The following is an 8,722-nucleotide window of genomic DNA, read 5'->3' as shown; positions in this document are numbered from 1 at the left end:
GCGCAGGTCGTTTCCATATCTGATCAAATTTACAAATGATCGCGCTTTCATAGAACCATATATAGGGAATCCGCGTCAGTCCCATCATTCCCGCAAGTCTTCATTCTGATTTCCAGTTCACCAAACTGCGACGTGGCGCGGAATCTGTGTCGGGTGCACTCGCGTCCCTGATTTCCACATCGGAGGTTTACGGCCAATTCCACAATGACGCCATTTATCGGAGGTGGTCATGTATATATAGGCATTCTGGCGCTCGATTGTTCAGTGCTGCATTGTGTGGTAAGGTAGCGGTGTGAGACGCACATGGGAGGCACCTACATGAAGAGAGTAGCGATTCTTTCGAGCCTCGTTCTCGCTTTGACGCTTACCGGTTGCGGATTGACCAATCGCACGGCGAACGCCGAGCCGAATGCGCAAAAGCAGGGCACCGTGGTCCGCCAGAGCAACTCCGGTCAGACGATGATCCTCGGAGGAACGGCGTACTTCGGCAAGGCCAAGCTCCAGCATTTCATTCAAGTGGCCCGCCAGCGCCCGAAGGACGTGCAGGCTCAACTCGACGCGGCAAGAAGTGCGTACGTGAACGGCCAATACCAACTGGCGCTGAACTACTACAAGAAAGCGGCAACCTTAGAACCGAAGAACGGCGAGATCGAGAACTTTATCGGGAACGTATATTTGCGCGGACTGAACAAACCGCGCGCCGCATTGCCGTATTATCAAAAGGCCACCCGGCTCAGTCCGAAGTACATGTTCGGATGGCTGAATCTCGCCATTACAGAGGTCACGCTCGGAAACAAAGCGGCGGCTCGCGCGGTACTGAAGGAAGGCCTGCAGAAGGTGCCGAAGTCAGATCCAAATTATAAAGCCCTTCAGCAGGAACTTGCGTCGTTGAAATAGAACGCTCGCACGAAGCGCACGGCCTCCTACTGACCCACAGCGTGCAGCGCGTCCCATCTCTACTTAACACGCTAGAAAGGAATGAGAAGCTCTCGATGCGCCGGGAAGAAACCGGGTTCGATCACGTTGGATTCTGGCCCAGGGTGGCCGAGTTGCTCATCGATGGCGTGTTCGCCCTGGCTGCAGTCGTGCTGTTTGCCTCGCTGTTCACGGCACTGCACTGGTACGGTCCGGCGGCCTGGGTGACAGAGTGCCTCGTGCTCGTCGCCGCGAGCGTGGTGAACCTCATTGTCCTGCAAAAGCTGACCGGCCAGACCTTGGGGAAGATGGCGATGGGCCATGTGCTCGTGCGCGATGACGGGCGGCCCCTGACGTGGGGCGTGGTCATCGGCCGCTACTTCGCCATGTGCTTGTCGTTGTTCAGCTTCAGCATCGGCTTCATGCTGGCCGGATGGACGAAGTACAAGCAAACGCTCCACGATCTCATCTGCAGCACGTACGTGGTCCGCGTGCCGCGCGCCACCGCGTCCCGCCCGGTGCAACGAAAGGCGTTGGTCTAGCATCTCGCATCTCTTTTCCCTTTTCGTTTCGTTCGACATGCCTCGACACTTCTTGCTGCAGACGGCCTGTGGGAACTGTGATACAATGGCGGTAGGCTGCATATTAAGAAGATATCAGAGACAGATGACGGGCGGCAGTGCGTTGCCGCCTGTGTTTGCACACAAAGTATCACAATATTACGTCGGATCGTTCCCGCGTGGTTCCCATGGTATTCCGTACGGACGGATTGGAGCGCCGCCGGGTGGGGAGGTGCTTGGCTGTGCAGGACCGCGAGGAACATGTGCACGCGGAGCATGTGAGCGAAGGTCAGCAACTGCTGGCGTCGTCCATCCGCATGTTCTATTACTTCTGCCGCGCCTGCGGCGGGGATACGGCGGCGTATGAACAGTACACGGCGTGTCCCTATTGCCGCGCCGGGCGTCCGCACCTGGTCCTTGTCGGCACGCGGGAGAGCGGCGCGGACGACGCGGCGGCACGGCAGGCGCTGCGGGACGAAATTGAGCGCCTGCGCGCCGCCTGGGTGGCGGAACACCGGCCGCGGCGGGATCGCGGCGGTCTAAGGCGGTGGTTCGGCCGTCACTGACGATGGGGCGGCAGGCGGTGTTCCCAGGATGCACACCATCTTTCCGCGCCACGGCCGCGGGAGCGTGCCCTGGTCGGCGCGCGTCATGATGGCCCCTATCAGTGCGGGCGCTGCCGAGGCGGAATGAGGATGAAGCGGTGCTTCGGCAACGACGGCGGCACGGGCCGGCAGGTCCGGTTTTCCCACACCGCATTGGCGTTCTCGATGAACGCGAGCGCCACCGCTTCTCCCAACCTGTCCGCGATCCGCTCGTACGCTTGCCGCAACACCGGCCGGCGGTGTTCAGGGTCATGCGCGTCCGAGGCGATGAGGGCCGCCTGCCCCTTGCGGACAATCTCCCACGCGAACCGCGTCGGCGGATCCCCTTTCCGCTCGTCGCCGAGCAACGACTCGGCCGTCACCTGCATCAGCATGCCGTTTTCCATCAAGTCCTCCACCAATTCCGGGCACCGCAAAAGCAGCAGATTGCGCTCCGGATGGGCGAGAATGGTCTTGTACCCGCGCACGCGCAGCTCGTATTGCAGCTGAAAGTCGCTCACCTTGATGTCTCGCGACGGGTACTCGGCGAGGACGTAGTCGGTCTCGCCCAGGCGCGGGACTGCGCAGGCGCGCAATTCCGGCTCGATGGCCGGGGAGATGCGCACCTCCGCACCGAAGACAAGCTCCGGCCAGGCGCCGGGCTCAGGTAACTTGGCGCGCGCGGCGCACAGAAGCTGGAATTGCGCTTGCAGGTCCTCGAGCGGCGTGTCGAAGTGCGGGCTCTTGAAATGGGAAGTGCAGAAAACGCGGTTGACACCGCTTGCGCGCAACGCGGTGAGCAGGCGCGCGGCATCCTCCAGCGTCCGCGGCCCGTCGTCGACGCCGGGAATCACGTGCGTGTGAATGTCCACCAGGTTATCGAATCCGTAATCTGCCATGTTCATCATCCATCCTGCGCCCCGGTGCACCCAAGCTTCGCGGCAACTGGGAGGCGCGATCGTATCCGTCGCTTTTGAGTATACCGCTTTGGCGGCGCGGTGTCGTTTGCTCCCTTGATTACGGGGTGCCCCCTTTGCATGGAGTGCGGAACGAGAATCGCGGGGCAAATATCTTCTGTGGCGAAAGATTTTCAACCATGGGTCATCGACGTGCGCATCTCGCCCCCATATAATGAATGGCAAGAGGTGCGGAGATGCATCAAGCCAAAGACATCATCCAGCGCAAGTTGGCTCAGGGATGGTCAAACGGCGGGCTGGCTGTATTGGGTCTGCCAGACCTCCGGTTGGTTGAGGCCTTGTCCACCGATTTGCCCAGTGTGGAAAATCGTCAGGTGGACATGCTGTGGAGAACGGATTCCGGGCTTCTGTTGCACCTGGAATTTCAGACGTCATTTCGGCAGGACGACCTGCACAGGTTTCTTGAGTACGATGCATTGTTGTTTCGTCGCTATCAGCATCCCATTCGCACGGTGGTACTGTATGCGTCGGCGGAATCGGTAGCAGATCGCGTATTCGCGGGCAGCATCTGTTACCGAGTGGAAAATATTTATCTGTCGAAGCTGGACGGAGATGAGGCGCTCGATATTGTGATGCAGGACTTGCGAATGGGTGTGTGGACGCCGGAAGACCGGACGCGCCTCGCGCTGGCTCTGTGCATGAAGAGAACGCGAAAAAACCGGGAAGAAGCGTTTCGCATTGTGATCTCGATCATGGAACGGCTTCCTCAGGATGAACGGGATTTCGTCACCGCGGCCATCTTGGGACTATCTGGGCGAGTGCTCTCGGACGACGAACGAAAACGGCTTGAGAAGGAGCTGATCCGCATGAGCAAAATGGCAGAAGAGATCTTCGAAATGGGTGAGCAGAAAGGTTTGCAGCAAGGCCGCTTGGAAGTGGCCAGGAACCTGCTCAAGGAGGGGATGGCACCGGACAAGGTGGCGTCGTTGACGAACCTGCCCGTCGAGGAAGTCCGAAAACTCCTGAATTGAGGACATATGGGGACGTCGGTCTGCTCGCAGGCGGGTGGACATCGTATGTTGGTACCCGCGCATGCACACAAAGCACCCGTTGCCGTGGCGAGGGCGAACTGGTAACCTGTAGATAGCCTCATCTGCAGGCAGTTTGCTCCGCGAGGAGGTCGGGCCATGAAGCTGTCGTACGCGCAGCGGTGTGAAATCTTTGAAAACGGTTTCGTCAAGGTGCCGGGCGTCGTCCCGCGGATCATGGTGGAGGCGGCGCTGCAGCACATCCACGCCAACCTCGGCGAAGGCATGGACCCCAAGGAGATGCCCGTCTACCGGGCGCAATCGTTCTGCCGCGAACTGCAGCGCCATCCGGTCATCACGGACCTCCTCAACAAAACACCCGCCTGGGAACTGGCCGAGTCGGTGCTCGGGGAAGGTAACATCCGGCCGGTCACCAGCGCGCAGATTGCGCTGCGCTTTCCTGTCCTCCAAGACCCGCCCAAGCCTCCGGTGCCGCACCTCGACGGTATGCACAGCCCGCACAACGGCGTCCCTGCCGGGACCATCCAAAACTTCACCATGCTCGTCGGCGTCCTGCTCTCCGACGTCACGCGCGAATACGCCGGGAACTTCACCGTGTGGCCGGGCACTCACCGCTTGTACGAACAGTACTTCCGTCAACATGGCGCGGAAGCGCTGCTCCAAGGCATGCCGCCCGTCGAGCTGCCCGAGCCAAAGCAGGTGTTGGGCCAGGTGGGTGACGTGATCTTCGCCCATTACCAACTTGCGCACGGCGTGGCGATGAACGTCTCGCCGTACATCCGGTATGCGGTGTTCTTTCGCCTCTACCACAAAGACTTTTCGCGCGAGCGGTGGCAGGAGCCGATGCTCGACATCTGGCTGCACTGGCCGGGGATGCGGGACATCGTCCAGGAGCGGGCGCGGTGATGGCGGCCGGGCAAGGCCGGCCGCCGCGAAGCGGCGTCCAGGCGTACCATGGGCAAGGCGTACCATGGGGAGGGCAAGGATGCAACGGGGGGCGTGATCGCCGCGGGCATCACCTCCATAACTTCTCCACATTGTCGGCAGCCGTTCTTAACGTATAATAGGGCTGCGCTTTGTAAACTTGTGATGGACAAAAGCAGGCCCAATCCGGGGTTGTGGGTTTGGGTCTGTAAGATTTTATAAGAAATGTAAGGGGTGTGCCTGTGGCTGACGCGGCGGCAACAGAGAAACCCAAAAAGCAGCACCTGTACGAGATCGATCTGTTGCGTGCGTTCGTCATCCTCGGCGTGACGTGCGTGCACACCATTTCGTTTTACAACCTGTTTGAGCGGGAGTTGTCGCCGACGCAGCTTGGCTACGAGGCGGCGTTGGTGGCGTTGCATTTCACGCGCGAAGTGTTCATGTTTATGACCGGTATGGTGCTGTTCGTCACCTATTACCGGCGAACATTTCGTGCCACGGAATTCTGGGCGAAGCGTTTCAAGCTCATCGTCATCCCGTACATCGCGTGGACGGTCATCTACATCCTGTTTGAAGGCACGTACCTGAAGGGTTTCGAATGGACGGCGCCGTACCTGGCGCAAACCATCTGGCAGTCGCTCCTGACGGGGAACCAGTTTTTTCTGTATTACCTGGTCATCTCGATGCAGTTCTACCTGCTTTTCCCGCTGGTGGTGCGGCTGCTGAAGGCGACGGAACGCTGGCACGGCTGGGTGTTCGCCGTCAGCTTCCTGGTCGAGCTTGGGTTGATGTGGCTGAACGAGGCCGTCCTACAGCAAATGCCGCTCGCCGGATTGCCCGGGTGGCTGCACGCGCTCATCCAGTACCGGGACCGCAACGTCATCACGTACGAGTTCTGGTTCATCGCCGGCGGGCTGATGGCTGTCCACTACGATCGGTGGCGGCCGTGGTTGAAGGCGCATCCGCGCACGGTGTACGCGGCCTTGGTGCTTGGTTTGGCGGTGCTCTGGGGACACTTCTGGTTGCAGCGGATGGTCTGGCACGAGAACGAGACGATGGCGGTGCTGGTGCTGCAGCCCATCATGGTGGTCTGGAGCTTTCTCGTCGCCATGGCCTTGCTGCGCGCGGGCATCGCGTGGGCCGACGTCCGCCAGGCGCCGCGGGTGCGGTGGTTTTCGAAGTTTGTGCTGGCGGCGGGCGGGGCGTCGTTCGGCGTCTTTCTCGTCCATCCGATCCTGTTGCACTACGTCGCGATCGCGGTCTACCACTTCCACCCGCACCCTGTCCTGCGCCGGTGGCTGGTGCCGGTGTCGATTGCGGTGGTCTACGGCGGCGGCATTGTGTTGGCGCGCGCCATCGCCCGTGTGCCGCTGCTTGGCTACATCGTCGGCCAGCGCACGCCGTGGCCGCGGGCGGCGAAGGCGGCGCGCCTGCCGCGGGCTTCGTAAGGGTGGCCGCCGGCTCCGCTTGCGTGCCGCGGGAGAGGACAAGACGCCGGATGAACGGTAGGCGGCCGCAGCGGCGGACGCTGTCCGCGTGTCCGTTTCGTTTTTAAGGAGATTTACAGGCAAATCTGCGACAATGAACTTCACCATTCGGGTGTTTCCACCCGCGGGGGTGAAAGCGCGTGAGCGCGCGGTTGGAGGATAAACTGTTCGAGGACGAGAACCTGCTGGCGCGCCTGGATCGCATCCCGATGACGCCGACCCTGGTGGGGCTGGTGGCCATCCTGTCCTTGGTGTGGCTGGCGGAAGCGTTCGACATCGGCATCGTCGGTCCGGTGGTCTCGGAGCTCAAGGACGCGTGGCATCTCTCCCACGCCCAGCAGGGGCTGCTCGGCATCGCTTCGACGCTCGGCGTGGTCTTGGGCATGATTCCGGCCGGGGTCATCGCGGACCGTTTCGGCCGCCGGCCGGTGGTGCTGTGGGGCGTGGCGTTCTTCTCGGTGGTGACGCTCTTGGGCGCGTTTGTGCATACGTTCTGGGGGCTGTGGCTGGTCCGCTTCGTCGCCGGCCTCGGCGAGGGGGCGGTCATCCCGATGCCTTATCTCCTGTTGGCGGAGTTTGTGCACACCAAGCGGCGGGCGGTGAGCGTCGGTTATTCGAACGGGTTTTTGACCGCGGCCTATGTCGTGCCGACCATCGCCGCCGTGTGGGCGCTGCACCGCTTCCCGGCGGATGTGGCCTGGCGGGTGCCGTTCGTGATGGGCGCGCTGCCGCTGGTGCTGCTCATTCCGCTTTGGCTTTGGCTGCCCGAGTCGCCTCGTTTTCTCCTCAAGCGCGGGCGGCGGGAGGAGGTGCGCCGTCTGGTGGAGCGGTTGGAGGACGAAGCCGGGCTGCCCCACGACACGACGCTCATCAACCGGCGGGCGCTTGTGGTCATCCACAAGGGCGCCAACCGGGTGGCGAACCTCAAGCTCTTGTTCAAGCCCCCGTACATCGGGCGCGGTCTGCTCGTCGCGTTACAGTTGATGGGTGCGTTGGTCCTGTTTTACATCGTGCTCACGTTCGGCGCGACCATGCTGCAGGACCGGGGCTTTCAGGCGGATAACTCCATCCTCTTCACCGGCATGATGATGGTCGTCGGCGGCCTGGGATCGGTCCTGGAAGGGTATCTCGCCGACAGCTGGGGCCGCAAGCGGGTCCTGTCGCTCTACTTCCTGCTCGCCGGCGTCGGATGCGGCTTGTTCGCGCTGGCGCAGGCGCCGGCGTGGGTGCTTTTGGCGGCGTTTCTGACGTCGTTCTTCGGGCTCGGGGTGTTTCCGGTCTCGAAGATCTGCGTCTCGGAGCAGTTCCCGACCCGGTTGCGCGGCGAAGGGGTGTATTTCAGCGAGATGTTCGCCCGGTTGTTGAGCGGCGTGGTGACGCTGTACTTCATCCCGGCGCTGCTTGCGGCGTGGGGCAACCGGTTGCTGTTTGCGGCCATTGGCATTGCCCTGTTGGTGCTGGCGCTGCCGTTTGTGGTCTTTGGCCGCGAAACGGCGTGGATCAGCATCGAGGAGGCGGGGACGGACATCTCGTTCGAGGAGTTGGAGGCGGAGGCGAACGCGGTGCTCCACGGCGCAAAGGCGCCTGTCCGCTGACGGGAATTGGAGGTGTCCGCCGCGGTTGCTCACGCCGGAAAGTTGGCCGGAGGCGCTGCGCAGGCCGGGATGCCGGCGGAACGGCCGCGGCGAGGTCTTTGCAGCGCCGGGAGAATTCATGACCTAGACTGGAGCGTGTGCGCATGTCACAACTGAGCCTTCGACTGGCGGCGGTTCCGCAGCGTGGAGAAGAACCGCTTCTGGCATACAAAGACAGATGGTACACGGCCGGCGCGTTTTGGCAAGACGTCACCCAGGTGCGGCAATGGCTCGCGGCGGCCGGCGTGGGCAAGGGGCACCGGGTCGTGCTGGCGCTGCCGAACTCGTACGCGTTCGCGGTCATCTATGTGGCCATCCTCTGCCATGGCGCCACGGTGGTGCCCATCAATCCGGCGATGCCGGTGCCGGAGCTCGACCGCGTGGTGCCGCGGGCAGAGCCGAGGGCCGCGTTCATCCATCCGGGGATGCAGGCGTACTTCCTGGCGCACGAGGATCTGCGGCAGCTGCAGTCGGTGTTCGTGCTGGCGGACGCGGGGGCGTGTCCGCTCACGGCGACGCGCCGGATGCGCGCGGATGGCGCCTGGACCGAGGCGGTGCGGGCAGACGGCGGGGAGGCGGGTGCCGGCCCCCGCGCCATCGCGGCGACGCCCGGGGTGGCAGCGTCCGGGGCTGAGCCTGGGGCTGAGGCGGC

General features: G+C 62.5%; 9 protein-coding genes. 8 read left to right on the top strand and 1 reads right to left on the bottom strand.

The window, feature by feature from the left end; translation table 11 throughout:
- Positions 1-318: 318 nt before the first annotated feature.
- The 3 genes from IEX97_RS12525 (at position 319) to IEX97_RS12515 (ending at position 2,041) form a co-directional block, all read left to right on the top strand.
- Entirely contained in the window at positions 319-897 is a 579-nt protein-coding gene (locus IEX97_RS12525) for a tetratricopeptide repeat protein (protein ID WP_188883444.1), read from the top strand.
- Positions 898-992: 95 nt separating this feature from the next.
- On the top strand, positions 993-1,457 hold the full coding sequence (locus IEX97_RS12520) for an RDD family protein (RefSeq protein ID WP_188883443.1): 465 nt from the start codon (positions 993-995) through the stop codon (positions 1,455-1,457).
- A gap of 254 nt (positions 1,458-1,711) precedes the next feature.
- The gene (locus IEX97_RS12515) at positions 1,712-2,041 is read left to right on the top strand and encodes a hypothetical protein (RefSeq protein WP_188883442.1); all 330 of its coding nucleotides are present in this window, start codon (positions 1,712-1,714) and stop codon (positions 2,039-2,041) included.
- 98 nt (positions 2,042-2,139) lie between these two features.
- Here IEX97_RS12515 and IEX97_RS12510 read toward each other — a convergent pair whose 3' ends face one another.
- On the bottom strand, positions 2,140-2,967 hold the full coding sequence (locus IEX97_RS12510; RefSeq protein WP_188883441.1) for a tyrosine-protein phosphatase: 828 nt from the start codon (positions 2,965-2,967) through the stop codon (positions 2,140-2,142).
- A 245-nt stretch (positions 2,968-3,212) separates the two neighbouring features.
- Between IEX97_RS12510 and IEX97_RS12505 the strand changes: the two genes are divergently transcribed.
- The 5 genes from IEX97_RS12505 to IEX97_RS12485 form a co-directional block, all read left to right on the top strand.
- A complete protein-coding gene (locus tag IEX97_RS12505; RefSeq protein WP_229776898.1) occupies positions 3,213-4,007 on the top strand; it encodes an RpnC/YadD family protein in 795 nt (264 codons plus the stop codon).
- A 156-nt stretch (positions 4,008-4,163) separates the two neighbouring features.
- Positions 4,164-4,931, top strand: a complete 768-nt coding sequence (locus tag IEX97_RS12500) for a phytanoyl-CoA dioxygenase family protein (protein ID WP_188883439.1) — start codon at positions 4,164-4,166, stop codon at positions 4,929-4,931.
- 260 nt (positions 4,932-5,191) lie between these two features.
- Positions 5,192-6,397, top strand: a complete 1,206-nt coding sequence (locus IEX97_RS12495) for an acyltransferase (RefSeq protein WP_188883438.1) — start codon at positions 5,192-5,194, stop codon at positions 6,395-6,397.
- Positions 6,398-6,576: 179 nt separating this feature from the next.
- Positions 6,577-8,031, top strand: coding sequence for an MFS transporter (locus IEX97_RS12490; RefSeq protein WP_229776897.1), 1,455 nt, complete (start codon positions 6,577-6,579; stop codon positions 8,029-8,031).
- A 143-nt stretch (positions 8,032-8,174) separates the two neighbouring features.
- On the top strand, positions 8,175-8,722 hold a 548-nt coding region (locus IEX97_RS12485; protein WP_188883437.1), incomplete at its 3' end, for an AMP-binding protein.

Source organism: Paenalicyclobacillus cellulosilyticus (assembly GCF_014647315.1).
Classification (GTDB): Bacteria; Bacillota; Bacilli; order Alicyclobacillales; family Alicyclobacillaceae; genus Alicyclobacillus_J; species Alicyclobacillus_J cellulosilyticus.
This window is presented reverse-complemented; position numbering and strand designations above follow the sequence as displayed.

What these genes read in the sequence shown, in the direction of transcription:
- IEX97_RS12525 (WP_188883444.1), top strand. Translation starts at nt 319, where the DNA reads ATGAAGAGAGTAGCGATTCTTTCGAGCCTCGTTCTCGCTTTGACGCTT.
- IEX97_RS12510 (WP_188883441.1), bottom strand. Translation starts at nt 2,967, where the DNA reads ATGATGAACATGGCAGATTACGGATTCGATAACCTGGTGGACATTCAC.
- IEX97_RS12500 (WP_188883439.1), top strand. Translation starts at nt 4,164, where the DNA reads ATGAAGCTGTCGTACGCGCAGCGGTGTGAAATCTTTGAAAACGGTTTC.
- IEX97_RS12505 (WP_229776898.1), top strand. Translation starts at nt 3,213, where the DNA reads ATGCATCAAGCCAAAGACATCATCCAGCGCAAGTTGGCTCAGGGATGG.
- IEX97_RS12520 (WP_188883443.1), top strand. Translation starts at nt 993, where the DNA reads ATGCGCCGGGAAGAAACCGGGTTCGATCACGTTGGATTCTGGCCCAGG.